Source organism: Nocardia sp. NPDC003693 (genome assembly GCF_053981095.1).
Genome location: NZ_JBSFNO010000005.1, coordinates 39,636 through 64,292 on the forward strand (window position 1 = coordinate 39,636; position 24,657 = coordinate 64,292).

General features: G+C 70.1%; 22 protein-coding genes and 1 riboswitch. Of the genes, 15 read left to right on the forward strand and 7 right to left on the reverse strand.

The features are described from left to right. The first annotated feature begins 17 nt into the window (after positions 1 to 17). On the forward strand, positions 18 to 1,544 hold the full coding sequence (gene miaB, locus ACWDOP_RS08345) for a tRNA (N6-isopentenyl adenosine(37)-C2)-methylthiotransferase MiaB (RefSeq protein WP_456344677.1): 1,527 nt from the start codon (positions 18 to 20) through the stop codon (positions 1,542 to 1,544). A 272-nt stretch (positions 1,545 to 1,816) separates the two neighbouring features. Continuing rightward, on the forward strand, positions 1,817 to 2,398 hold the full coding sequence (locus ACWDOP_RS08350; protein WP_454204166.1) for an Rv2732c family membrane protein: 582 nt from the start codon (positions 1,817 to 1,819) through the stop codon (positions 2,396 to 2,398). Positions 2,399 to 2,409: 11 nt separating this feature from the next. On the opposite strand, the gene ACWDOP_RS08355 is transcribed toward ACWDOP_RS08350, so the two are convergent. After that, a complete protein-coding gene (locus tag ACWDOP_RS08355) occupies positions 2,410 to 3,192 on the reverse strand; it encodes a phosphatase (protein ID WP_456344521.1) in 783 nt (260 codons plus the stop codon). A gap of 253 nt (positions 3,193 to 3,445) precedes the next feature. Further along, positions 3,446 to 4,870 (reverse strand): DUF349 domain-containing protein, encoded by a 1,425-nt coding sequence (locus tag ACWDOP_RS08360; RefSeq protein WP_456344522.1) that lies wholly within the window; start codon positions 4,868 to 4,870, stop codon positions 3,446 to 3,448. Between the two features lie 175 nt (positions 4,871 to 5,045). Here ACWDOP_RS08360 and ACWDOP_RS08365 point away from each other — a divergent pair, with 175 nt between their 5' ends. The 12 genes from ACWDOP_RS08365 to ACWDOP_RS08420 all read left to right on the forward strand — a co-directional run bounded on the left by ACWDOP_RS08365 (position 5,046) and on the right by ACWDOP_RS08420 (position 17,178). After that, positions 5,046 to 5,804, forward strand: a complete 759-nt coding sequence (locus ACWDOP_RS08365) for a hypothetical protein (protein WP_456344523.1) — start codon at positions 5,046 to 5,048, stop codon at positions 5,802 to 5,804. Next, positions 5,801 to 6,733, forward strand: a complete 933-nt coding sequence (gene miaA / locus ACWDOP_RS08370) for a tRNA (adenosine(37)-N6)-dimethylallyltransferase MiaA (RefSeq protein WP_456344524.1) — start codon at positions 5,801 to 5,803, stop codon at positions 6,731 to 6,733. The genes ACWDOP_RS08365 and miaA overlap by 4 nt, the downstream gene beginning before the upstream one ends. 1 nt (position 6,734) lies before the next feature. Then, a complete protein-coding gene (locus tag ACWDOP_RS08375) occupies positions 6,735 to 7,556 on the forward strand; it encodes a TrmH family RNA methyltransferase (protein ID WP_456344525.1) in 822 nt (273 codons plus the stop codon). A 12-nt stretch (positions 7,557 to 7,568) separates the two neighbouring features. Then, a complete protein-coding gene (gene dapF, locus ACWDOP_RS08380) occupies positions 7,569 to 8,486 on the forward strand; it encodes a diaminopimelate epimerase (protein WP_454204104.1) in 918 nt (305 codons plus the stop codon). Positions 8,487 to 8,564: 78 nt separating this feature from the next. Continuing rightward, positions 8,565 to 10,058, forward strand: a complete 1,494-nt coding sequence (hflX, locus tag ACWDOP_RS08385; protein WP_456344526.1) for a GTPase HflX — start codon at positions 8,565 to 8,567, stop codon at positions 10,056 to 10,058. Positions 10,059 to 10,192: 134 nt separating this feature from the next. Next, on the forward strand, positions 10,193 to 11,062 hold the full coding sequence (locus tag ACWDOP_RS08390) for a lysophospholipid acyltransferase family protein (protein WP_456344527.1): 870 nt from the start codon (positions 10,193 to 10,195) through the stop codon (positions 11,060 to 11,062). Between the two features lie 161 nt (positions 11,063 to 11,223). Beyond that, a complete protein-coding gene (locus ACWDOP_RS08395; protein WP_454204107.1) occupies positions 11,224 to 12,369 on the forward strand; it encodes an acyl-CoA dehydrogenase family protein in 1,146 nt (381 codons plus the stop codon). A 228-nt stretch (positions 12,370 to 12,597) separates the two neighbouring features. Beyond that, on the forward strand, positions 12,598 to 13,170 hold the full coding sequence (locus ACWDOP_RS08400; protein ID WP_454204108.1) for a hypothetical protein: 573 nt from the start codon (positions 12,598 to 12,600) through the stop codon (positions 13,168 to 13,170). Positions 13,171 to 13,396: 226 nt separating this feature from the next. Further along, positions 13,397 to 14,626, forward strand: a complete 1,230-nt coding sequence (locus ACWDOP_RS08405) for an MFS transporter (protein WP_456344528.1) — start codon at positions 13,397 to 13,399, stop codon at positions 14,624 to 14,626. Between the two features lie 63 nt (positions 14,627 to 14,689). Continuing rightward, a riboswitch (SAM riboswitch) is annotated at positions 14,690 to 14,803 on the forward strand. A gap of 16 nt (positions 14,804 to 14,819) precedes the next feature. Next, positions 14,820 to 15,608: an AfsA-related hotdog domain-containing protein gene (locus tag ACWDOP_RS08410; RefSeq protein ID WP_456344529.1), complete on the forward strand. Its 789-nt coding sequence runs from the start codon at positions 14,820 to 14,822 to the stop codon at positions 15,606 to 15,608. Continuing rightward, entirely contained in the window at positions 15,605 to 16,345 is a 741-nt protein-coding gene (locus ACWDOP_RS08415) for an HAD family hydrolase (protein WP_456344530.1), read from the forward strand. The genes ACWDOP_RS08410 and ACWDOP_RS08415 overlap by 4 nt, the downstream gene beginning before the upstream one ends. After that, entirely contained in the window at positions 16,339 to 17,178 is an 840-nt protein-coding gene (locus ACWDOP_RS08420) for a hypothetical protein (protein WP_456344531.1), read from the forward strand. Before ACWDOP_RS08415 ends, ACWDOP_RS08420 begins: the two co-directional genes overlap by 7 nt. A gap of 117 nt (positions 17,179 to 17,295) precedes the next feature. Here ACWDOP_RS08420 and ACWDOP_RS08425 read toward each other — a convergent pair whose 3' ends face one another. After that, a complete protein-coding gene (locus ACWDOP_RS08425) occupies positions 17,296 to 18,504 on the reverse strand; it encodes a PucR family transcriptional regulator (protein WP_456344532.1) in 1,209 nt (402 codons plus the stop codon). Positions 18,505 to 18,700: 196 nt separating this feature from the next. Between ACWDOP_RS08425 and ACWDOP_RS08430 the strand changes: the two genes are divergently transcribed. After that, positions 18,701 to 19,279 (forward strand): hypothetical protein, encoded by a 579-nt coding sequence (locus ACWDOP_RS08430; protein ID WP_456344533.1) that lies wholly within the window; start codon positions 18,701 to 18,703, stop codon positions 19,277 to 19,279. A 6-nt stretch (positions 19,280 to 19,285) separates the two neighbouring features. Here the strand turns inward: ACWDOP_RS08430 and ACWDOP_RS08435 are convergent, their stop codons facing one another. From ACWDOP_RS08435 to ACWDOP_RS08450, 4 genes are all read right to left on the reverse strand, one after another. Beyond that, the gene (locus tag ACWDOP_RS08435; protein ID WP_456344534.1) at positions 19,286 to 20,299 is read right to left on the reverse strand and encodes an NADP-dependent oxidoreductase; all 1,014 of its coding nucleotides are present in this window, start codon (positions 20,297 to 20,299) and stop codon (positions 19,286 to 19,288) included. 105 nt (positions 20,300 to 20,404) lie between these two features. Beyond that, entirely contained in the window at positions 20,405 to 21,637 is a 1,233-nt protein-coding gene (locus ACWDOP_RS08440) for a L,D-transpeptidase (protein WP_454204117.1), read from the reverse strand. A 215-nt stretch (positions 21,638 to 21,852) separates the two neighbouring features. Further along, complete coding sequence (locus ACWDOP_RS08445) at positions 21,853 to 23,016, reverse strand: TDT family transporter (protein WP_456344535.1); 1,164 nt, start codon at positions 23,014 to 23,016, stop codon at positions 21,853 to 21,855. A gap of 102 nt (positions 23,017 to 23,118) precedes the next feature. Next, positions 23,119 to 24,567, reverse strand: coding sequence for an ABC1 kinase family protein (locus tag ACWDOP_RS08450; protein WP_456344536.1), 1,449 nt, complete (start codon positions 24,565 to 24,567; stop codon positions 23,119 to 23,121). Positions 24,568 to 24,657 lie beyond the last annotated feature (90 nt).

Genomic DNA, 24,657 nt, shown 5'->3' on the forward strand with positions numbered 1-24,657 from the left:
TCGGCGCGGACGCGGAGCTGGGTACGGCCACGCGGACCTATGAGGTCCGCACCTACGGGTGCCAGATGAACGTGCATGACTCCGAACGCCTCTCGGGTCTGCTCGAGGACGCCGGCTACCGCCGCGCCGTCCCGGGCGCCACCGCCGACCTGGTGGTCTTCAACACCTGCGCGGTGCGCGAGAACGCCGACAACAAGCTGTACGGCACGCTCGGGCACCTCGCGCCGATCAAGGCCGAGCGCCCCGGCATGCAGATCGCCGTCGGCGGCTGCCTGGCGCAGAAGGACCGCGACACCGTGGTCAAGAAGGCGCCGTGGGTGGACGTGGTGTTCGGCACCCACAACATCGGCTCGCTGCCGGTGCTGCTCGAGCGCGCCCGCCACAACGAGCAGGCGCAGGTCGAGATCATCGAATCGCTCGAGGCGTTCCCGTCCACGCTGCCCGCCAAGCGGGAGTCGGCCTACGCCGGGTGGGTGTCGATCTCGGTGGGCTGCAACAACACCTGCACGTTCTGCATCGTGCCCGCGCTGCGCGGCAAGGAGGTCGACCGCCGTCCCGGCGACGTGCTGGCCGAGGTGCAGGCCCTGGTCGATCAGGGCGTGCTCGAGGTGACCCTGCTCGGCCAGAACGTGAACGCCTACGGCGTCTCCTTCGCCGATCCCACCGAGGAGCGCGACCGCGGCGCGTTCGCCAAACTGCTGCGCGCCTGCGGGAACATCGAGGGGCTCGAGCGCGTGCGCTTCACCTCCCCGCATCCGGCGGAGTTCACCGACGACGTCATCGAGGCCATGGCCGAGACGCCGAACGTGTGCCCGCAACTGCACATGCCGCTGCAGTCCGGGTCCGACCGGGTCCTCAAGGCCATGAAGCGGTCCTACCGCAGCAAGAAGTTCCTGGGCATCATCGAGAAGGTGCGCGCGGTCATGCCGCACGCGGCCATCACCACCGACATCATCGTCGGCTTCCCGGGCGAGACCGAGGAGGATTTCCAGGCCACCCTGGACGTGGTGCGCGAGGCTCGGTTCACCAGCGCCTACACCTTCCAGTACTCGATTCGCCCGGGCACCCCGGCCGCGGACATGCCCGACCAGCTGCCCAAGGAAGTGGTGCAGGAGCGCTACATGCGGCTCATCGCGCTGCAGGAGCAGATGTCCCTGGAGGGTAACCAGGCGCTCATCGGCACCCGGGTCGAGCTGCTGGTTGCCGAGGGCGCGGGTAAGAAGAACGCCGCCACCGCCCGCATGAGCGGGCGCGCCCGCGACGGCCGCCTGGTGCATTTCCGGCCGCCCGCCGACCTGCCCGCGGGCTCGGAGATCCGTCCCGGCGACATCGTCACCGTGGACGTGACCGAAGCGGCCCCGCATCACCTCATCGCCGACAGCGCGGTCTTCAGCCATCGCCGCACCGCCGCGGGCGACGCCCACGAGCGCGGCGTCACCCCCAAGACCGCGCCCATCGGCGTCGGGCTGGGCCTGCCGCGCATCGGCGCGCCCGTGGTCGTGGAGACGGCGGCGGCCGGTTGCGGCTCGGCCTGCGGCGACTGATTCGGCCGGTGGCGGCGGATTCCGGGACGACGCGCGCCGCCTGATTCCGACACCCCGTAGTAGATCGAATCGGCGGCCGGGCATGATGTGGGTCGACACCACTCCCGCATGACTCAGGACCACACCCCATGAGCGAGCACAAGCCCACCGGCCCCGAAGATGCCGAACCGGACCGTGTCGAGAACCGGGACGCGGCGAGCGGGCGTACGGAAGATCAAGCCGCACAATCCGATTCGGCGCCCGACCGCGCGCCCGAGGCGAACGAGGAGACCATGAAGTCGGCGAAGGACAGTCAGGACTTCGAACAGTTCCGCGCGGATCTGGAAGCCGTCGAGCGCAGGATCGCCGGGGAGATCGACCCGGGCGTGCGCGCCATGGTGGTCGCGATCGCGGTGTTCGCCCTGCTGATCTCGCTGGTGCTCCCGCACGCCGGCGGCGCGCGCGGCTTCGACGTACTGCTCTACGACGCGGCCGCCCAGGCCGAGCACATCGGGCTGCCCTCGCGGATCTTCGAATGGTTCGTGGTCGTGTTCGGCATCGGCTTCTCGCTCCTGGCGCTCATGACCCGCCGCTGGGTGCTGGCCTGGATCGCGGTCGCCGGCTCGGCCATCGCCAGCGTGTTCGGCGTCTTCTCGATCTGGCACCGCAACACCCCCGGCCTCGGCAACTACCAGGGCGCGGGCCCCGGCTTCGGCCTGATCCTGGCCACGATCGCGGTGATGGTCCTGACCTTCCACTGGATTCGCGTGGTGTGGAGCCGGACCGCCCTGCACCTCGAGGCCGAGGAGCAGCGCCGCCTGGCCGCCGCCGAGGCCGAGCAGCGCGATCGCCGCCGCCTCTTCGGCGAGGACTGAGCGGTAGGTCCTCAGGAACCCAGGACGAACTCGGCGAGCAGGTCGTACTGCTCCTCGTCGATGCCGTCGTCGAGGGGAACCGCGACCAGGACCGTGCCCTCCTCCTCGCCGACGAACAGGGCGGGGTCGTTGCAGTCCGCGAAGCCGATCGCGTCGATGCCCGCGAAAGCCGCGCCGCCGCACCAGCCGTGGTCGGCGACCACCAGATCCGGCGGCGGGGCCCCGGCCGCGGCCATCGCCTCGAGGACCACCCGCGCGGCCTGGGCGGTGTGCGAATGCACCGAGTTGCCCGCCACCGCCACGGTCGCCACACCCAGGTCGAATCGGACTTCCTGTTCCTGCACCGCCCATTTCGTATCGCCCTGGAAGCGCGCGCCCGCACCGAATTCCAGCACCGTGCCGCCCGCCTCGTTCAACTCCCGCGCCAGCCGCTGATACATGCGCCGCAGCGTGCGCGGATGGCCCGTGGCGAACAGCACCCGCTCCCGCTCACGCAGCGCCCGGCGGAAGCGGACCGCGTACCGCTCCAGCGCGTCGGCGGTCAGTTCGGGGTCGATGGTGTCCACCCCGCGCCGGAAGTTCAGCCGCGGGTCGACCCCGGCCCGGCGCACCATCACCCCCAGCACGGCGTCCGCGTCCCATCGCCCGCCGAAGTCCATCCCGAACTGAAAGTATGTGTCCCCCTCCGCCATCAGGCGGTAGTGCTTGAGGTTGTTCTCCCGGGGCGTGGCCACCGACCCCGCCATGCCGGTCTTCAGCAGATGGGTGATCAGTTCGTCCCGTGTCGGAGCCATCTTCCGAGCGTAACCCCGCCCGACCCGCCGCCGTGCCCCTATTTCCCCTGGAGCCCAACACGATTGACGCACGGACCCCGGCCGGCTGCCCCACACCCACCGGCTGCCCGACAAACCCGTTCCGGGACAACGACTTCGAGACGCGAGTTCCTGGTGCGCCACGTCGCGCCGGTGAGCGTGCCGTCGCGGTCCCTGCACGACAGCGCCCGCCGACCACAAGGTCGGCGGGCGCGGTTGCTACCTCGGGGCGGGATCAGCGCTGGCTGACCGCGCCTTCGGCGGCCTCGGCCCATTCACGCCACTGCTTGGCCTGCTCCAGGGCCTTCTCGGCGTCTCTGGTCTTGCCCGCGGCCTGGGCCTTGGCGGCCTGTTCCTCGAACTGGGCCACGCGCTCGCGGAACTGGGCCGCGCGGGCCATCGCTTCGGGATCGCTGCGCCGCCACTGGGCGTCCACGGCGTCGCGCACGCGCTTCTCGACCGCGCGCAGGCGGGCCTCGAGGTCGTGGATGCGCTCGCGCGGCACCTTGCCGATCGCGTCCCACTTCTCCTGCAGCTCACGCAGCGACGCGCGGGCGGCGTCGAGACCCGTTTCGGGGTTGAGGTTCTCGTAGTGCAGCAGCAGCTCTTCCTTGGCCGTCGCGTTCTGCTCGAACTCGGCGTCGCGCTCGGAGGCGGCGGAGTTGCGGGCCGCGAAGAACACGTCCTGCGCGGCCTTGAACCGCTTCCACAGCTGCTCGTCCGCTTCGCGGGGCGCGCGACCCGAACCCTTCCACTCGGCCAGCAGATCGCGGAAGATCGCCGCGGTGCCCGCCCAGTCGGTGGAGCCGGACAGCTCCTCGGCCCGCACGCACAGCTCTTCCTTGTGCGACTTGGCCGAGGCGCGTTCGCGATCGAGCTCGGCGAAGTGCGCGCCACGGCGCCGGTTGAACGCCTCACGCGCCTTGGAGAACCGCCGCCACAGCGCGTCGTCGACCTTGCGGTCCACGCCGCGGATGGTCTTCCACTCGTCGAGGATCTCGCGCAGCCGGTCGCCGGCCACTTTCCACTGGGTGGAGTCGGCGGCGATTTGCTCGGCCTCGGCGGCCAGCGCTTCTTTGCGCTCGGTTTGCTCGTGCCGCGAGCGTTCCTTCTCCTCTTTGGCGTGCGCGGCGGCCTCGTCCGAGTGCTCGATGATGGCCCGCAAGCGCACCGTCAGCCCGTCGATATCGCCGATGACCGCGGCGGTCGGCAACGTTTCGGCAAGCGCGGTGGCGGCCGCCTTGGTCTTGCGGGCGTCGGTGCCGGCGGCCAGGCGCGCCTCCAGCAGGGCGACCTCGGTGGCCAGATCGTCGAAGCGGCGGCCGAAGTGGGCCAGCCCCTCGGTGGCGTCGCCGGCCTGCCAGGATCCGATGACGCGTTCGCCCTCGGTGGTCTTGACCCACGCGGTGCCGTCCTCGTCGACGCGTCCCCACTGGCTGGGGTCGCTCGAGGCGGGTACGACCACGGGATGCGGGTGCGGGGTGGCCGGGCCGGGAGCGGGCTTGACGGCGTGGGGTTTCGGGGCTTCCGGTTTGTGCGGCACGGGCCCGGGACGGGGTCCGGCGGCAGCGGCCGGTGACGGTCGCGCGGCGGCGCCGGACACGGGCGTCGCGGTCGACTCCGGGTGGGTAGCCTTCTCGTTTCCGCTGTTCTCGGTCATCGCTCCTCGTCCCTGCCGCGCGTCACGGCTGCCTGGTTACGCCCTAGCTCATCTGCCTAGCAGATCCCATTCAACCAGGCTGAGGTGGGAAATGCTGTCTTTGAGCCCACCTCCGTGGCGCGGCGACCCGGGCGGGGTGGGGCTGGTGAGGCACGGTAGCGCTACGGTTGACGGCGTGTTCTGTGTTGCGTCGCTGGTTCCTTCCCCGCCCGTGCTGGTGCCCCGGCTCGGGGGCGCGGCGGGTACCGCGGCCGAGGGCGAGGTAGCCGCGCTGCGTGCGGCGGTGCGCCGGGCGGCGACCGAACTCGCCGAGGCCGCCGACCAGTGGATCGTGGTCGGCGCGGCCGACGCCGATCGGGTTCTCGGGCCGGAGACGGTGGGCACGTTCCGGGGATACGGCGTGGATGTGCGCGCCGGTTTCACCGAGACCCCCCTTGACGACAATTCCGCGATCGCCGACCCGACGCTGCCGCTGCCCGCGCTGATCGGCGCGTGGCTGCGCGAGCAGGTGGCCCCGCACGCGGTTGCCCAGGCGCGCCTGGTCGCGGCCGACACCCCGGCCGCCGAGTGCGTGGCCTTCGGCTCGTGCCTGCGCGGCTCGCTGGACGCCGGTCCCGCGCGCTACGGCGTCCTCGTGGTCGGCGACGGCGCGGCAACCCTGACCACCGCCTCACCCGGCTATTTCGACGAACGCGCCGCGGACGTGCAGGCCGAGATCGATCGCGCCCTGAGCGCGGGGGACAGGCGCGCGCTGGCCGAACTCGATCCCGGCCTGTGCGCCGAACTGCACATCGGCGGCCGCGCCGCGTACCAGATACTGGCCGGGCTCTTCCAGCCCGAGGCCGCCGACCCCAAGGTCGAAACCCTGTACAGCGCAGCGCCGTTCGGGGTGAGCTACCACGTGAGCGTCTGGCATCCGGAAGGTAGCGCGTGAGGCCGCCCATCGCGGTGGTGGGACCCACCGCCACCGGAAAGTCCGATCTCGCACTGGATCTGGCCGAACACTTCGACGGCGAGATCGTGAACATCGACGCCATGCAGCTCTATCGCGGCATGGACGTCGGCACCGCGAAACTGACCCTCGCCGAGCGCCGCGGCATCCCGCACCATCAGCTGGACGTGCTGGACGTCACCGAAACCGCCACCGTCGCGGCGTATCAGAGCGCGGCCCGCGCCGACGTCGAGGCCATCCTGGCCCGCGGTCGCACCCCGGTCATCGTGGGCGGCTCCATGATGTACGTGCAGGCCCTGCTCGACGACTGGGATTTCCCGGCCACCGACCCCGCGATCCGCGCGAAATGGGAAGCGCTGCTGGCCGAACGCGGCGTCGTGGTCGTGCACGAGGCGCTGCGCGCGGCCGATCCGGTGGCCGCCGGCACGATCCTGCCCACCGACGGCCGCCGCATGGTGCGCGCGCTCGAGGTGGTCGAGATCACCGGCCGCCCGTTCGCCGCCTCCGCGCCGCAGATCGGCGAACCCCGCTGGGGCACGGTCATTCTCGGCGTGGATCGCGACACCACGGCGCTCGACGCGCGCATCGAACTGCGCACGGCGGGTATGTTCACCTCCGGCTTGGTGGAGGAGGTGCGCACCCTCATCGGTCAGGGCCTGCGCGAAGGGCAGACCGCCCGGCGCGCAATCGGTTACGCACAAGTCCTGGACTACCTGGACAACGAATACGACCTGAACGAAGCACAGGAGCGCACCTTCATCGGTACCCGGCGCTATGTCCGACGGCAGCGTTCGTGGTTCCGCCGCGACAAGCGGGTGCGATGGGTGGACGGCGCCGATCCGGAGCTGCTGGTGACGGCGCTGGCCCGCATTCACTCCGCTACGACGAGGGATGAACAGGAAGTCCGGTAATTTGACGCGCCGCGCGAACGCCCGCAACGCCTCGGTCCAGGTGTGGCAGGCCTATTTGAACAACCGGGCCAGCAGACTTCGTGACAATCGATTCCTGATACACGGCCGCCGGCCGATCACCCGCGCCCTCGAATACCGTTGGCCCCTGGAGACTCTCGTCTACCGGCTGGGCTCGACCGAGCTCTCGGAGTGGGCCCGGCAGGTGCTCGAGACCAGCGGTGTGCCGAGCGTGGGGCTGGTGCCCGAGGTGATGGCCGAGCTGGCCGAGCCGACCGAGGGGATTCCGGAGGTGGTGGCGGTGGCGGCCACCCGGCGCATGGAGCTCGAGGATTTCGCGCCGGGCAGCCCGCAGGAGCCGCCGACCGTGGTCGTGATCGACCGGCCGACCGCGCCCGCGCGACTGGGCGCGGTCATCCGCTCGGCGGTGGCCTTCGGCGCGGGCGGGGTGATCATCACCGGCACCGGCGCCGACCAGTACGACCCCCAGACCGTGCGCGTCTCCGACGGCGCGCTGTTCGCGATCCCGGTGCTGCGCGCCTCGGGACCGAGCCAGGTGGCGGTGTTCGCCGACCGGCAGGCGGCGCGGGGTATCGAGACCCGTATCGTCGGCAGTGACGATCGCGGTGGAATAGCCCTCGACGACTTCGAGTTCGACGGGGGAACCATCCTGGTTCTCGGTGACGAGCGGGAGGCGCTCGATACCTCCTGGTCGCAGGTGTGCGACGAGCTGGTGTGCATTCCGACCGACGGCACCCTCGGTGCGCCGTCGGCGGCGGCGGTGGCCCTGTACGAAATTTCCCGGCAGCGCCGGGCGGTGCGGTGAGTGGTGAGGACTATGGCGAACGAGAACGCGGCTGATATCGCATTCAGCAAAGGGCACGGCACCCAGAACGATTTCGTGGTGCTGCCCGACCCCGATGCCTGGCTGGAGCTGACCGAGTCCCGGGTGCGGGCGCTGTGCGACCGGCAGCGCGGCCTCGGCGCGGACGGTGTGCTGCGCGTGGCCCGCGCGGGCGCGCTCATCGAAACCGGCGCTCTCCCAACCCTGCCCGAGGGCGTGAGCGCCGACGACTGGTTCATGGACTACCGCAACGCGGACGGCTCCATCGCCGAGATGTGCGGCAACGGCGTGCGCGTGTTCGCCCACTACCTGGTGGCCACCGGCCTGGAAGCGCGCACCGAGTTCGTGGTCGGCAGCCGCGCGGGCGCCCGCCCGGTGGTCGTGCACCACGCGGACCCCGTGCACGGTGAGGTCACCGTCGCCATGGGCCGGGTCGGCGTCCTCGGCGCCTCGACCGCGACCGTCGACGGCCGCGAGTTCACCGGCCTCGGCATCGACGTCGGCAACCCCCATCTCGCCTGCGTCGATCCCGCCCTGACCCCGCTGCTGCTGTCCGAGCTGGACCTGACCCGCGCGCCCGCCTTCGACCGCACCTTCTTCCCGCACGGCGTCAACGTCGAGCTCCTGACCCCCCTGGCCGTCGCCTCCGACGGTCAGCGCGGCGTCCACATGCGCGTCTACGAACGCGGCGTGGGCGAAACCCGTTCCTGCGGAACCGGAACCGTGGCCGCCGCCGCGGCGGCCCTGGCCGCAGAAGGCTTCGACCTCGCCACCGACACCGGCCACATCCAGGTCCACATCCCCGGCGGCACGGTGACCGTGGGCGTCGAGTCCGGCGCCGCCTGGCTCCGCGGCCCGTCGGTCCTCCTGGCGACCGGTACCCTCGCCGCGAAGTGGTGGCAGGACGCCTGACCCCACGGAACCTCCCCGCGAATCGCGGTGAAATAACCGAATGCGTCATTCGGTTGGTCCGTGGGACCATGGAGGCGTATGAGTAAACAAGAAACGTACGAGTTCACTCCCGCTGAGGAGCACACCGACGACGCCGAGACCGGTTGGTCCGCGTCGCCGACCGTCGGTGAGTTGCAGCTCGAGGAGCGCGCCGCACTGCGCCGCACCGCCGGGCTCTCCACCGAACTCGAGGATGTCACCGAGGTCGAGTACCGGCAGCTGCGTCTAGAGCGCGTCGTGCTGGTCGGTGTCTGGACCGAGGGCACCCCCGCCCAGGTCGAGTCGAGAATGGCCGAGCTGGCCGCGCTCGCCGAGACCGCCGGTTCCGAAGTGCTCGACTCACTGATCCAGCGGCGCGACAAGCCGGACAAGGCCACCTACATCGGTTCGGGCAAGACCGACGAACTGCGCGAAATGGTGCTCGAGGTGGGCGCCGACACCGTCATCTGTGACGGTGAACTCTCCCCGGCGCAGCTGACCGCGCTGGAGAAGGTCGTCAAGGTCAAGGTCATCGACCGCACCGCCCTGATCCTGGACATCTTCGCCCAGCACGCGACCTCGCGGGAGGGCAAGGCCCAGGTCTCCCTGGCGCAGATGGAATACATGCTGCCGCGCCTGCGCGGCTGGGGTGAGTCCATGTCCCGGCAGGCCGGTGGCCGCGCGGGCGGCGCGAACGGCGGCGTGGGTACGCGCGGTCCGGGTGAGACGAAGATCGAGACCGACCGCCGGCGCATCCGCGAGCGCATGGCCAAACTGCGCCGTGAGATCCGCGAGATGAAGACCGCGCGCGACACCAAGCGCGCCAAGCGCACCGCCAGCGGCATTCCGCAGGTCGCGATCGTCGGCTACACCAACGCCGGCAAGTCGAGCCTGATGAATTCGCTGACCGGCGCCGGGCTGCTGGTGCAGGACGCGCTCTTCGCGACCCTCGATCCGACGACGCGCAAGGCGGCGCTGGAGGACGGTCGCGAGGTCGTCTTCACCGACACCGTCGGGTTCGTCCGGCACCTGCCGACCCAGCTCGTCGAAGCCTTCCGGTCGACCCTCGAAGAGGTCACCGGCGCGGACCTGCTGCTGCACGTGGTCGACGGGTCCGATCCGCTGCCCGACATGCAGATCAAGGCCGTGCGCGAGGTCATCACCGACGTCCTGCGCGAGACCGGAACCCCGGCCCCGCCCGAGATGCTGGTGGTCAACAAGATCGACGCGCTCGACCCGATGGAGCTCACCCAGCTGCGCGGCTGGCTGCCGGAGGCGTCGTTCGTCTCCGCGCACACCGGCCAGGGCATCGACGAGCTGCGCGAGCGGTTGGCGACGGCGCTGAACCTCGACGTGGAGGTCAGCGTGCTGCTGCCCTACACCCGCGGTGATCTGCTGGCCCGTATTCACGCGGACGGACGCATCCTGAGCACCGAGCACGAGGAGTCCGGCACGCGCCTGCGGGCCCGGGTGCCGCAGTCCCTCGCGGGGGTGCTCGCCGAGTTCGCTTACGCGGGAAACGAATCCACGGATTCGGACGAGTCCGCCGACTGACTCCCGATTCGGCATCCGGCGCCGAGGTGTTGCCATCACCGCGGCGCCGTCTCCGGGTGTGACCCCACACACGGTGCCCCGCACGGGATTTCGTTAGCATGCGGCTATCGAATATCTCTGCAGGGAGGGATGTCTTGTCTCGAAATGACGCCGATTCGGCCGTGACCGATCGGCTGACCGACGGTGCGCCGTTGCATGTCGAGTTGACCGATGGGGATCGCCGGTTGATCGATGTTCTGGTGGCGCCGTCGCGCGCCTGGTTCAGTCCCCGGTTCTACGGGCTGGAGAACTTCCCGACCGAGGGCCCGGTGCTCCTGGTCGGCAATCACACCCTCGCGGGTGGCACCGACGCGCCGCTGCTGGCGCACGAGATTCTGGTGAAGCACAACCGGCTGGTGCGGGGCCTGGCCGAGAACGTGCTGATCGATGTGCCCGTGCTGCGCGACGCGCTGCACCACCTGGGGATCGTGAGGGGCAATCGGCACAACTGCACCGCGCTGCTGCGCGAGGGCGAGGCCGTAGCGGTGTTCCCCGGCGGCGGCCGCGAGGCCATGCGGGGCAAGGGCCAGAAGTACAAGCTGCTGTGGGAGGGCCGGACCGGCTTCGCGCAGATGGCCATCGAGACCGGCGCGCCCATCGTCCCGATCGCCATGATCGGCGGTGACGACATCTTCGACATCGTCTTCGACGGTGACGACGCGGTCATGCGCCCGGTGCGCGGCCTGGTGCGGGCGCTGGGGTTGCGCGGCAGTCTGACGCCGCCGCTGATCCGGGGCCTGGGCCCGACCATCATTCCCAAGCCGGAGCGTTTCTACTTCGCCCTGGGCACCCCGATCGACACCGCGCCCTGGCGCGATACCGCCGACATCGCCGCCGCGGCCGCGGAACTGCAGGTGGTCGTGGCCAAGGCGGTGGAGGAGGAACTGGGGTTCCTGCTCGGCGAGCGGGATCGCGATCGCGGCCGCAGCCTGCTCGGGCGGACCCTGTCCGCCGTGGGTCTCTGAGACCCTAGGTTTACCCAGGTTCCCGCACTGTGGACTGCGGCTCTTCGGTTAGGAGTCGCAGTTCGAACCTCTTTCCGGAGACTCGAAGTTAACAGCCATTCCGTTTTCGAGTACCGTGGACCACATCGGCGATGGGCCGCTGTGGCACTCAGGAGGTTGGCGTGGAACGCACTATTTTCGAACCGGAGCACGAGCTGTTCCGGGAGTCGTTCCGAAAGTTTCTCGATCAGCATGTAGCGCCGAACCACGAGCAGTGGGAACACGACGGCGTCGTCGATCGGGCGGTCTGGCTGGAGGCGGGCAAACAGGGCTTCCTCGGCATGGCGGTGCCGGAGGAGTTCGGCGGCGGCGGGGTGAAGGACTTCCGCTACAACGCGGTGGTCACCGAGGAGGCGACCTACGGTCAGTACTCCGGCCTGGGCTTCGGCCTGCACAACGACGTCATCGCGCCGTACCTGCTGGAACTGGCGAACGACGAGCAGAAGGCGCGCTGGCTGCCCGGCTTCTGCACCGGCGAGATCATCACCGCCATCGCCATGACCGAACCGGGCACCGGCTCGGACCTGCAGGGCATCAAGACCCGCGCGGTCAAGGACGGCGATGACTGGATCTTGAACGGGTCCAAGACCTTCATCACCAACGGCATCAACGCCGACATCGTGATCGTGGTCGCGCAGACCGATCCGGCCAAGGGTGCCATGGGCTTCTCCCTGCTGGTCGTCGAGCGCGGCATGCCCGGATTCGAGCGCGGCCGCAACCTCGACAAGATCGGCCTCAAGGCCCAGGACACCGCCGAGCTCTCCTTCCAGGACGTGCGGGTGCCCGGCAAGAACCTGCTCGGCACCGAGGGTCAGGGTTTCGTGCACCTCATGCAGAACCTGCCCCAGGAGCGCCTGTCCATCGCCGTGATGGCCGCCGCCGCCATGGAGGGTTCGCTGCAGGGCACCATCCAGTACGTCCGCGATCGCAAGGCGTTCGGCAAGCCGATCGGCGCGCAGCAGAACACCCGTTTCGTGCTGGCCGAGCTGGCCACCAAGACGACCGCCGTCCGCGTCTTCGTCGACCGCTGCATCGAGCTCCTGAACGCCGGGAAGCTGACGGTCGAGGAAGCCGCCATGGCCAAGTACTGGAGCACCGAGGAGCAGCTCGACCTGATCACGAAGTGCCTGCAGCTGCACGGCGGCTACGGCTACATGCGTGAGTACCCGATCGCCAAGGCCTACATGGACGCGCGCGTGCAGACGATCTACGGCGGCACCACCGAGATCATGAAGGAGATCATCGGCCGCGGTCTGAAACTGACCTGATCCCGGCCGATGTCGCGGGGCCGCGCGGGTGTTTCCCGCGCGGCCCCGCGTGGCGTCGACGGGGGAGCGGCCGGGCGGGGAGGTGCGCCGGCGCAGGTCCGGGCCACTTCTCCCGGGCCGGAATCTCTACAGACCGAGTGGTCTCATTTAGGCGACAGTACTGAGCAGCTAACTGATAGCGAATTAGCATGGCGTGTGGGGTCGGGTCCTACCCGATGGAGACACGCAATGCGAACAACCCGAGAGATTCTCAGGAACGCACTGGCCGTCGGCATGGCTGCCGCCGGTTTCGGAGCCGCCATCGCGCTTGCCCCGGCGATCGCGCCCTCCGCGCACGCCGACGCCGACTACGGCGGCGGGTGCGTGCTCTACGACGGCGATCGCGCGGCGACCATCGATTCCTTGAGATTCAGATGCGGCCCGGGGCAGCTCGAGGCGCTGTACCGCGACGCACCGCAGGGCGCGGTGCCCATGGGCGTCAAGAACGGGTGGGTCGCCGAGCCGGCCGACATGCAGGTGTGGTCCCCGGCGCTGTGGATCGGCAAGACCTTCTTCACCGGACCCGACGGCGGCTACCTGCTCAACCGCGTCACCGGCGCGGGTGTCGAGGTCTACCAAGCGGACGTGTACCGGGGCCCCTCGGTCGTGGACGGCGGGCCGACCTGGGTCCTGAACTACCGCCCCTCACCCACCCCGCAACTGTGGGACGAGATCCGCGAAGTCACCCCGGGCGTGTGGTTCGGCTACTCCTATTGGCGTGACGGTCGCGACGCACAGCTGTTGAGTTTCATCCTCACCTGACCCCACCCCGGCTTGCGATCACCGCGCACGTAACTCTCGTGGCGGGGGAGTGTCCCTTGATAGACGTGGACTCCGTTGTCCACGAAAGGGATTCAATGACAGCCCCGCTTCACGTCAGTGCCGCCGCGCGCGGCGAGCCCGGCCGGTCCCGGGCCCTGGCCCGGATTCTCGACGGTGCCGGCCGAGGACGCGGCGCCGGGATTCGCCACGACTCGGGAGCGTGCGCGTGAGCTCGCCGCCCGATACCGAACCCGCCCTCTGGGCGCCCACCGGCCGGACCGTCGGAGCCGTCTGCGCGGTAGGAATTCTCGTGGTCGGGCAGCTGTATGTCGTTCTGCCCGTGCTGAACCGGCTCGCGCAGGACTGGGAGACCTCCAGATCCGCGGTGACCTGGACCACCACGGCCTTCGGATTGGCCTACGGCGCGGGCTTTCTGGTGACGGGTCCGCTGTCGGATCGGTTCGGGCGGCGGCCGGTCATCGTGGGCGGCCTGCTCGCCACGGTGGTCAGCTCGCTGATCGTCGCGGCCGCGCCCGGGCTCGGTGCGGGGCTGACGGCCCGGGTGCTACAGGGTCTGACCGCGTCGTTCTTCGCCCCGGCGGCCTTCGCGTACCTGTCCGAACGCATTGCCCCCGAACGCAGGATCTTCGCGCTGACCTGCTTGACCAGCTCGTTCCTCGCCGCCGGGGTGGTGGCGCAGGTGCTGGCGCAGCTGGTGGGCAACGCCTGGGGCTGGCACGCGATCTTCTTCACCGGCGCGGTCGCGTTCGCGCTGTCGGCGGGACTGCTGTGGTTCGTGCTGGGTGCGAATCCGGCGGCGAGGGAGCCGGTGCGGCGGTCCGCCGACGGCATCGGCGACACGCTGCGAACGGTTTTCGCACCCTTCGGCACGCTGCTGCGACGCTTCCGGCTGGTGCTGCTGTACGTCAGCTGCCTGGCGGTGCTCGGCTCGTTCGTCGGCATCTACACCGGAATCCAGCTCGCGCCGCCGGACGGCGTCGGCGCGAGCAACGGCGCGCTACTGGCGTTGCGCGCCAGCGCGATTCCCGCCATGATCGCGGTCCCGCTGCTGGCCGGTCGGCTGGGCGCCATCGCGCCGGAGACCCGGGTGATCGGCGCGCTCGGCATCGCCGGGTTCGCGGCGGCGGTGACCGCCGTACCGTTCGGGGGCATCTGGGTCGCGGCCTGGCTGCTGGTGTTCGTGGCGGCCATCGCGGTGGCGGCGCCCGCCGCGGTGCAAGCCATCGCGGCGCAGGCGGGCGCGGCACGGGGCGCGGCCACCGCGCTCTACACCTTCGCGCTGTTCCTGGGTGCCAGCCTGGGGCCGCAGCTGGCGAATCTCGTTGCGCACCGGGGGTATTCGTGGGTCGCGCTGGTGATCGCGACCCTGGCGCTGGCGGGCGCCGCACTGGCCTACGCCTCGACCCGGGTGGGGGCGGTCGCCGTCCGGAATTGATTTCGACCACGCTGGTTTGAATCATTGTTGGTAATACGCAGTGCCACATAAGTTTTCGAACACGGTCATGAGTTCCAGCGACAAGCCCCGGCTTGCTGGGCGGCAACCCTCCAGTGGCGGCGGGGTGCTCCGGGTGACGACCGGATGGCGGCGAACGCGTCGCCATAAGCGTCTTCGCTCTCGGAGGAAAACAATGTCTGTAGCCCAACTCTCTTCGGCGACCCCGGAATCCGCGACCCTGAACCTCCGCGAGGTGGTACTGGTGGCGGACCGATTCCGGGGTCTCGCGGAGGACGACCGGGCATTCACGGTCTCCGGTTTGGTGGCCGTGCTGCGGAGCGGGGGATTGCGGGAGGCGGCCGAGCCGCTCACCGTCCGGATCGGGCAGGGGATCACCCGGCACGACCTGGACTACATCGAGCACGTGGCGGCCATTCACGCGCCCGCCGGGCTCCGGGTGATCGACACGGTCGCCGAACCGGCGCCGCGGCATCAGGTGCACAAGTACCAGAACTCGAATGTGTTGCTGGCGAACCTGGTTCAGGAATCGGCGACCGAGTTCAGCGCCGATCTGCGCATCCACGGCGACAACGAGCTGCTGCTGGATCATCAGACCGGCGAGCACGTGCAGGGGATCGTCATCGTGGAGGCGGTGCGCCAGCTGTTCCTCGGGGCGTTCGAGCTCGAGTACGGCCGGCGCTGGCCCGAGCAGCACTTCTACATCGTCTGGAACAGCATCGAACTGAACTTCACCTCGTTCCTGTTCCCGCTGCCCGGCACGCTGCACGCGGTGCTCACCCCGATCTCGATCGAGGATCCCGGCAAGCTGGAATTCTCGATCGAGGTGCAGGTGCGCCAGGCCGGGAACAACGTCGCCGACGCCCGGATCGGGTACGCGGCGCTGCCCAACGAGCGCATCACCCGCATCGAACGGCACAAGGCCGCCAAGGCCATCGCCGCGCACCTGAACGAGGTCGCGTGAGCGCCGTCGCGCCGGTGCGCGCGGCGGCGTTCTTCGACGTCGATGAAACCCTCATCACCGTCAAGAGCATGTTCACCTTCCTGCGCTTCTGGCTCGCCGAGCACGGTGACGACGGGAGCCGCTACGCGCGTATCTCCGGCGAGATCAAGGAGCGCGCGGCCGCGGGCGTGCCGCGCGAGGAGGTGAACCGGCACTACTACCGCGCCTATCGTGGGGTGCCGGGCGCGGAACTGGCCGAGGCGGGGCAGCGCTGGTTCGCCGAGTTCGAGGCCGGTGGCGCGGCGTACTACACCGATGCCGTGCAAGCGCTTGCCGCACACAGGGATTCGGGTGCGGTCACCGTACTGCTGTCCGGGTCGTTCGCGGCGGCCATCGCCCCGGTCGCCGCGGCGCTGGGCGCGGACCGGCTCATCGCCACCACCCCGGTGATCGATGATCACGGGCTGCTGACCGGGGAGGTGCTGCGGCCCATGATCGGTGCGGCCAAGGCGGACGCGGTCTCGGAGTTCCTGCGCGAGAACGGAATCGAGTTCGAGAACACCTTCGGGTACGGCGATCACGCCAGCGATCTGCCGTTCCTGTCGGCCGTGGCGCACCCCGGTTTCCGCGGGTCGGATCCGGTCCTGCTGGAACGGGCGGGCACGCACGGCTGGATTCATCTGAGCGATCGGGTCAGCGCGGCGATCGGTGCGCCCGGTCGCGTGCTGTCCGAGCAGGAAGCGGTATCGGTATGGTGAACAAGATCTACGAGCTGACCCCGACCACCCAGGGTCCGCTGTACCCCCCGAGTGAAGTGCTGGACGCCGCGGGCGATTTCATCGTTGTCGGCTTCCTCAACGACGCGGGGCCGGACGGTTCGGTGACCAGGCGGTGGGGGCGGGCGATCGTGGCCGCCGACACCCCCGTGCCCAAGTTCGGCGCAGCCGCGCCGTACACGATCGTGCGCGAACTGGACGCGGAGCTGTCGCGTGCGGACGCGGAGAGCGTGCTCTACACGCTGCCGCTTCCGTTGCCCGCCAACAACTATCCGATCGTGTTCGCGCCCGATCAGCGTCCGGACGCGGAATCGGTCCGGCGCCCGAGCTACGCGTTCCACGAGACGCCGATCCCGGACCTGCGACCGGAGGACGGGCGCAAGCTCACCACCCCGATCACCCTCGAGCAGTGGCTGCGCGCTCGCGGGACCGTCGAGGTGAGTGTGAGCGCGGACGGCCATCACGGTGAGTTCCGGTTCGAGTTCACCGACCTGATCCCGGATTCGCTCTACACCGTGATGTCCCTGCGGGCAAAGGATCTGGACCCGGACGCACCCACCAGGCCGGGCCCGCTCGGCGTGCCGAACGTCTTCGTCACCGATGCCGCCGGCGCGGGTTCGTACCGCGCGACACTGCCGAATCCGTTCCCGGATCCGGAGTCCCCGGGCGCGAACCGCGTCATCAGCGTCGTGGTGCTCTGGCAGAGCTACCAGCAGAACTACGGCGGGGCCATCGGCCACTTCGGCCTGGGCGGGGACATCCACGCGCAGTTGAAGCTGCCCACGCCCACCTTCGAGGAGTTCCGCACCGCCTGACAGCTTGTCGCGATGGCAACGGCCGCGTGGTCCCGGACCGCGCGGCCGTTGCCGTTGCGGCGCAGGGTTTCCGGCTGTGGTGTGGGAGCCGGACAGCATCTCCCGCCGCGCTGATCCTCAGCGTTCGGCCGGGCTCCCCGCGAGCAGGCGATGCGCCTCGAGCGCGAGGTGGATCTCGGTCGCGGCGTGCGGTGCGGTCAGGCGGCGCCCGGTGAGTTCGGCGACGCGATTGAGCCGGAAGCGCACGGTGTTGCGGTGGCAGAACAGTGCGGCGGCGATGGCCGAGACTTCGCCGTCGTGGGTGAACCAGGCGCGGACGGTGTCCAGCAGGATGTCCCGGTCGTGGTCGGGCAGTGCCAGCAGCGGGCCGAGCACCGCGCCGGCGAGGGTCATGGCGGTCTCGGGGGAGCCCACCAGGAGGACCGGGATGAGGGCGTCGCTGTAGCGAACCACTTCGCGTGAGCCGGGCTCCGTTGCGGCGCAGGCGAGTTCGGCCTGGCGCAATCCGGTCGCGGCGTCGGCGAGCCCGCCGAACGGGGAACCGATCCCGACCCGCCCCACCGCGCGCTCGGTGAGCATGGTCTGCAGCCGGGCCTGGGTGAATCGCGCTGTGAGAGTGACGATTCCGATGTGGTGATCGGCGCGCAGCCGCCAGGCCGAGGCCACCCCGAGCATGGACAGTGCCTTGTCGATGCCGGGCAGCGCCTCCTCGGCGGAGTTGCCGGTCCCGGCCATGACCACCACGAACTCGCCCTGCACCGGGAGCCCCAGGGTGCGGGCGCACTCCCACAGGCGCGGCCCCTCGGCCTGGCCGCCGAGCACCGCGTCCAGTGCGGCGTCCTGGGCGCGCGCGTCCCGGCGTAGCTGCTCGGTCACCGTCTCCTGATATCCGGCGGTGAGGGCCTGGGAGTAGTCGTCGACGAGCTTCCAGATATCGGTGGCGCGGATGAGCAGTTCCCGATTGGATTCGGGGTCGGCCCCGGCCATGGTCACCAGTTCGTCCCAGATCACACCCGATCCGATGCGGAAGGCGCGCAGAATCGCGGGCAGCGGCACCCCGCTCTCGGCGCGGCGCTGACCGGTGCCGTGCGGTGCGGCGGTGTCGGGTCCGGTGTGGTTTCCCGCGAGATAGCCGAAGACCGCCTGCAGGTTCTCCCGGGTGGTGCGGCGCAGCTCGTCGGGCGAGACCTCCGCGGTCGGTCCGTAGACCGGGACGGTGCGTTCGATCTCCGTGGCCACCCGGTCCACGAAGGCGTCGAGGCGCTCCAGCAGCGCGACGCTGGCCCGGGCGAGAAAGCCGCCGGGCGGGGTGGGCGGGGTGTTCATGGACGATGATCGTACCGCCCGTCATCCCGTGCTCGCGCACCGTGACCTGCGCCTACCCGTCGCACCCCGGGTGCGCGCCCGGCGCTCGCGCGGTCGCGCCACGCCGAGGTCCACAACGGCCCGGCCACACCGGTTTCCGCCGGGCCCCGCGCGAAACACCCTCGTGGACGAGGGCTTCCGGCCTACCATCTGTGCCATGTCAGCCCCGCGAACCGGTTCGACAATGATCGAGGGGCGGGTCGCGCGCACCTCCCGGAGTCTGGAGATCACCTTCCACAGCGGCCCCGGCGACCCGCTCGCCGTCGCGGTCCGCGGCGACAGCGGCCGTACCGCGCGCATGGCGGCGTGGCTGGGCTTCCACACCGCGGGTACCGGCACCCACCGCATCACTTACTCCAACGGGACGACCCTGCTGGTTCGCTCCCGCACCAGCGCCCCGACGCTGCTCACCCGCAGCGACGGCACGGCCATCGCGACCATCTCGCGGGCGAGCACCTCCACGGCCGTGGCGGGCACCGCCGGCACCCTGTTCCACTTCGTCCCCGCGCCGAAGGACGCGGAGACCCCGGCCCTGTTCCGCCTGCACGTCCTGGATCGGATGGGCGAGAAGTTCGCCCGCCTCAACATCGTCCGTTCCGGCGAGGGCCCCACCCCGTTCCTGGGCACCCGGCTGCTGCTGTGCACCCCGCCCGACGCCACCGAACGCGACATCCTGGTGGCGGTGTGCGTGGACATCGCCCTGGGCCTGCGCCCCTACATCACCGCGATGAAGTAGCCGGATCTAGTCGGCGACCCGGATGACCGACTTCCCGAGGTTCTGCCCGACGAGCAGGCCCTGGAAGGCCGGGACCGCGTTCTCCAGCCCGTCGACGACATCCTCGAGGTAGGTGAGGCTGCCGTCGGCGAGCCAGCGGGTGGCGTCGGGGTAGAAGTCGGAGAACTGGTGCAGGAACTCGGTCTGGATGAATCCGCGCAGGGTCAGGCTCTTGCGCAGGATCAGCGACATGAGCTGCCCGAGGCGATCGGGCCCCGGCGGCAGCTCGGTGTCGTTGTAGGAGGAGACGAGCCCGCACACCGGGATGCGCGCGAACGAATTGAGCCGGGGCAGCACCGCGTCCAGGACCGCACCGCCGACGTTCTCGAAGTAGACGTCGATGCCGTCCGGCGTGGCCGCGGCCAACTGCTCGGCGAAGTCGGGCGCGCGGTGATCCAGCGCCGCGTCGAACCCGAACTTCTCGCGCAGCAGCGCCACCTTGCGCGGCCCGCCCGCGATGCCGACCGCGCGAGCGCCCTTGATCCGCGCGATCTGCCCCACGGTCGCGCCGACCGGACCCGTGGCGGCGGCGACCACCACGGTCTCGCCCGGCTGCGGCCGCCCGATGGTGAGCAGCCCGGAGTACGCGGTGAACCCCGGCATGCCGAGCACCCCGAGCGCGGTGCTCAGCGGCGCGTCCGCGGGATCGAGGGTGCGCAGGTACCGCACGTACTCGACCGAATGCGTCTGCCAGCCGCCGTATCCCAGCACGAAGTTCCCGGGCCGCAGCGCGGGATCGGCGGATTCGATCACCCGCGACACCGTCGCCCCGCACATGACGTCACCGACCGCGACGGGTTCGGCGTACGAGGGCGCGTCGCTCATCCGCCCGCGCATGTAGGGATCCAGCGACAGGTACAGCGTCTGCAGCAGCGCCTGCCCGGGCCGCGGCGGCTCGAGTTCGACGGTCTCGGTGCGGAAGTTCTCGGCGGCGGGCATGCCGGTGGGGCGGGAGGCCAGGACGATGCGGGTGCTCTTCATCGGCGGCGCGACCTTTCGATGGGCGAGAGCCCCAGTGTGGAACACCGGGGCCCGCGGCCGACCGCTATTCGGGACGCGTGTCCCGCTCAGTGGACCCGATCGGGGCTACCGCAGCGCGCTGCCTGCCACCCACTGCTCCCACGGCACGCCCCAGTCGCCGCCCTGCCAGATGTCCAGCGGGTCGCCGCCGGTGTTGCGCACCTCGAGTACGTCGCCGGGCAGCGCGAATTCGTAGAACCAGCGCGCGTTCTCGGTGCTGAGGTTCAAACAGCCGTGTGAGACATCGGTATTGCCCTGCGCCCAGATGGTGGAGTCGAGCGCGTGCACGTAGATCCCGTCGGTGCTGACCCGGGTGGCCCAGCCGATCGTCTCCTTGTAGCCCAGTCGCGAGTTGACCGGCAGCCCATAGGAAGAGGAGTCCATGATGATCGGATTGGCCTGATCCATCACGGTGTAGATGCCCGGCTGGGTCCAGAACGAGATCGTCCTGCCGCCGACGGTGGTGGATCCGCCCATCCCCATCGAGGTCGGCATGCTGCGGATCAGGTTGCCGTTCTCGAAGACGTCGATCATGTGCGTGTTGTCGTCGGCGATGGACACGTGCGCGGGGCCGATGGTGAACCCGACGCGCGAGTTCTCCTGACCGAAGAGTCCGGGCGCGAGTTCGACCCCGTACAGATCGGCCGACACGCCGACCTTGGTCCCCGGGGCGTAGTAGTCGCGCGGCCGCCAGTGCGCGAGCCGGTTGTCGAGCCAGTGCCACGCGCCCTCGACCTTGGGCTCGGTCGTCACGACCAGGTGCTTCTCGGCCGCGGCCCGATCCAGCACGTCCTCGTCGAAGTGCGCGCGGATGATCGTCCCGACGCCGTAGACCCCGCCCTCGGCCAGCAGCACCCCGCCCGAGGTCTTGAGCTGGGCCCTGGTCTGATTGGCCGGGATGAGCGTGGTGAACGTGGAGGTGACGGGCCCCGTCGGCCCGGTGACGCTGATCCCGGTGGCCGAGATCGTGTAGCTGCGCCCGTATCCCGGGGCCTCGAACGGCGTCCAGGCGGTCTTGTCCGGGGTGAGCGCGCCGTCGTGGACCCGGCCGGTGTCGTCGGTCATGGTGACCGTGCCGAGGATGCCGTTGGTCGTGCCGACCCGGACCGGCAGCGCCGGATTCACGAACTCCGCGCCGGTCGCGGGCGCGATCGTGATGACCTGCGGGGGCGGCGCGGCGGTCGGCGGTATTTCGCTCGAGGTGGCCGAGGAACACGCGGAGAACAGCAGTACCAGCGCCGCGAATGACCCGATGGCGGCGGAGGGCCGAAAACGCCGGGGTTGCATAGGCTCTCCCATCCTGCACCTTGTTACTGGGCAGCCTAGTAGATGACCCATGGATTTCCGGGCTTGTGCCGACGTGGAGTTTTATCTACTGTCTACGGACGTAGATAGTAGATAAGGACTTGCGCCGGTCGACCACCCCGGCGCGGGCATCACCGCTCGGTGATGAGCTCGGAAGAAGCCGGGGCGTGCCACCCCCTCATCGGCATGCCCCGGCTTTTCTCCGCGCGCTACTGCGCGGGCGCCGGCAACTCGCCCCGCACCAGCCCGCGCACGGTGCGGGTGGCCACGACCGCCCAGGCGGCGACGAGCAGCGCGTACAGCGCCACCGCGACCACGGCGAACAGGTCGGCCCCGGTGTGCTGGAAGAGCACGCTGCTGCCGGTGACACAGGTGCCCAGGGGGAAGGTGAAGCCCCACCAGGTCAGGTTGAAGGGCATCGACTTCCTGGCGTGTGCGGTGACCGCGACCGCGAGCGCCAGCCACAGCATCGCGAATCCCCAAGTGGGAACGCCGAATACGAGCGAGAACACGTCCATGCCCGCCGAATCGCGATCGGGCAGCGCGGTGGGCGCGGCCGCGGCGAGCATGCCCGCGGCGGTGACCGACTGTCCCAGCGGGCCCAGCACCAGCCAGACGGTGGCGACCATGCCGGCGGCGGGCAGCCCGTGATGCAGTAGCCGCGACCAGATCAGGGTGATCATGACGACGGCGGCGATCAGGCTCAGCCCGAACATCGCCAGGCAGGCGAAGAACATCGTGAGCCGGGCCTGGCCCGCGGGCAGGTGGGGGATCAGCAGCGCTCCGGTGGCGGCCGAGACCATGGGCGGCACCACGGGCATGAGCCAGCCGCCGAAGGCCGAATCGGCGTCGAAGTGGTGCCGGGTGATCATGCGGTAGGGAATGGCGGCGGCGGTGAGCAGGCCGACGACGGTGCCGGCCGACCACAGGATCCAGTCCAGGGTCAGTGCGGCGCCGAGCCCGATCACGTCCCTACCGAGCATGAGCGCGCCCGCGCCCACGGTGAGCAGCGCCATCGGCAGTGCGCCGTAGAACTGCATCATCACCGGATTCGCGCCGTGCCGCCGGGCGCTGTCGGGGTAGCGGATCCAGTGCAGCGCCCACGCGCCGACGAGGGTCAGCAGCAGCAGCGCGGCCAGCGCCCACACCAGGGTGGCCGCGGCGCGCAGGCCCGGGAACTGCAGCGGGAGGGTCGCCGCGGCGTTGCCGATGATGCCGGTGCCCATGACCACGGCGAACCAGTTGGGGGCCAGGTGCCGCAGCGGCTGGGCGGGCGCCTGCGACCGGGTTCGCCCCGCGTGCGGCGTCGACAATCCGGCCCGAGTGCGCGCGGTCGGCTCGTGTTCGGTGCGGCGGAAGGTCACTGTGGTCATGTATCGAGCATCGGCCCGGACGAGATCGCCCGGTAGCCGCCGCGATCCGATGGGTACATAGAACGGTTCTATGCCCTTGGGCCGGTCGATGACCACGGCCGGTCAACTGACGACCGAGAACCGCCTGCCCGGTGTCGCGGCCCGCAGGTGCCGGGCCAGGCCCAGATCCGTCGGCTTATCCCGGCGGCTGTCGAAGCGCTCGAACACCGCCGCCATCTCCGGTGACCAGCGCGCGAACTCCCCGCGCACCGGACCGGTGGTCCCGAGTTGACACAGCACGCCGAGCGCGGTGAGCAGGGCGCGCGCGAACGGCGTGACGTAGGCCGGAATGGTCATCTGCCGGTGCGCGTTGGTCAGCCGCGGATCCAGGACGTAGCGCACCCGGTCGCGCATCCAGGCGGTGCTGAACCGGAACTCGCTGTGCGCCAGCGGTTCCGTGACCATGGCCACGCCCTCGGCGATGGCCCGCACGTCGTAGTCGCGCCGCGGTTCGACGAAGCCGTGCCGGCGCAGCGCGGCGTCCAGGTCGCCGAGATCGCCGTTGAACACCGCGTCCATGACCTCGCTGACCAGATCCTCGAATCCGGCGTGCGGCCAGGACACGCAGGCCCCGAAATCGACGACGCCGAGCCGCCCGTCCGGCAGCACCCGGAAGTTGCCCGGATGCGGATCGCAGTAGAGCAGCCCGGTGCGCACCCACGACGAGAGCAGGAAGCGCAGGATCAGCATGCCGACCCGATCGCGCTCCTCGGGCGCGCCGGATTCGATCACGCGGGTCACCGGGGTGCCGTGCAGCCATTCGCTGACGATGACGTCCCCGCGCTGGGTGACGACCCGGGGCACCACGAAATCCGGGTCGTCCGCGTAGGTTTCGGCGAAGATGCGCTGGTGCTCGGCCTCGGCCGCGTAGTCGAGTTCCTCCACCACGCTGGTGCAGATCGCCTCGGTCACCGCGGGCACGTCGGCGCCCGGCACGAACACCGTGGCCAGCACCGACAGTCGCCGCAGCTGTTCCAGGTCCCCGCGGACCGAGCGGTGCGCGCCGGGATACATGACCTTCACCGCGACCGGGCGGCCGTCGCGCCACACCGCGCGGTGCACCTGGCCGATGGAGGCACCGGCCGCGCGCCGGTCGTCGAATTCGCGGAAGTTCCAGCGCCAGCCCTGGCCGAGTTCCGAGGCCAGTACCCCGTGCACCGCGGCGGGCATCATCGCGGGCGCGGAATCCTGCAGCTGGGACAGTGCCGTGCCGTACGGTTCGGCGAGTTCGGGCGGCAGCGCCAATTCGTAGAGCGCCAGCAGTTGCCCGAGTTTGGCGGCGCAGCCCTTCAATTCGCCGAGCACCTCGAAAATGTGCTGCGCGGTGCGCATCTGGATGTCGAGATTGATATCGGCGGTCGAACGGCCGCGGGCGCGCTGGGCGACCCCGGCGGCCTGTCTGCCCGCGAAAGCGATGGGCAGCGTGGCGATTTTGGCGTTGCGTACCGCCTTGCGAACCGGTGGTGTCCCGCCGGTACCCCCCGAACGATTGCCGATTCGACGCTTCGCCATTGTTCACCTCATTGTGTGCACGGCCTACCGCACCGCGCACGTGCAGTTTGGCATATGGAAGCATAAACTGTCTGGGACGTATCCGATAGT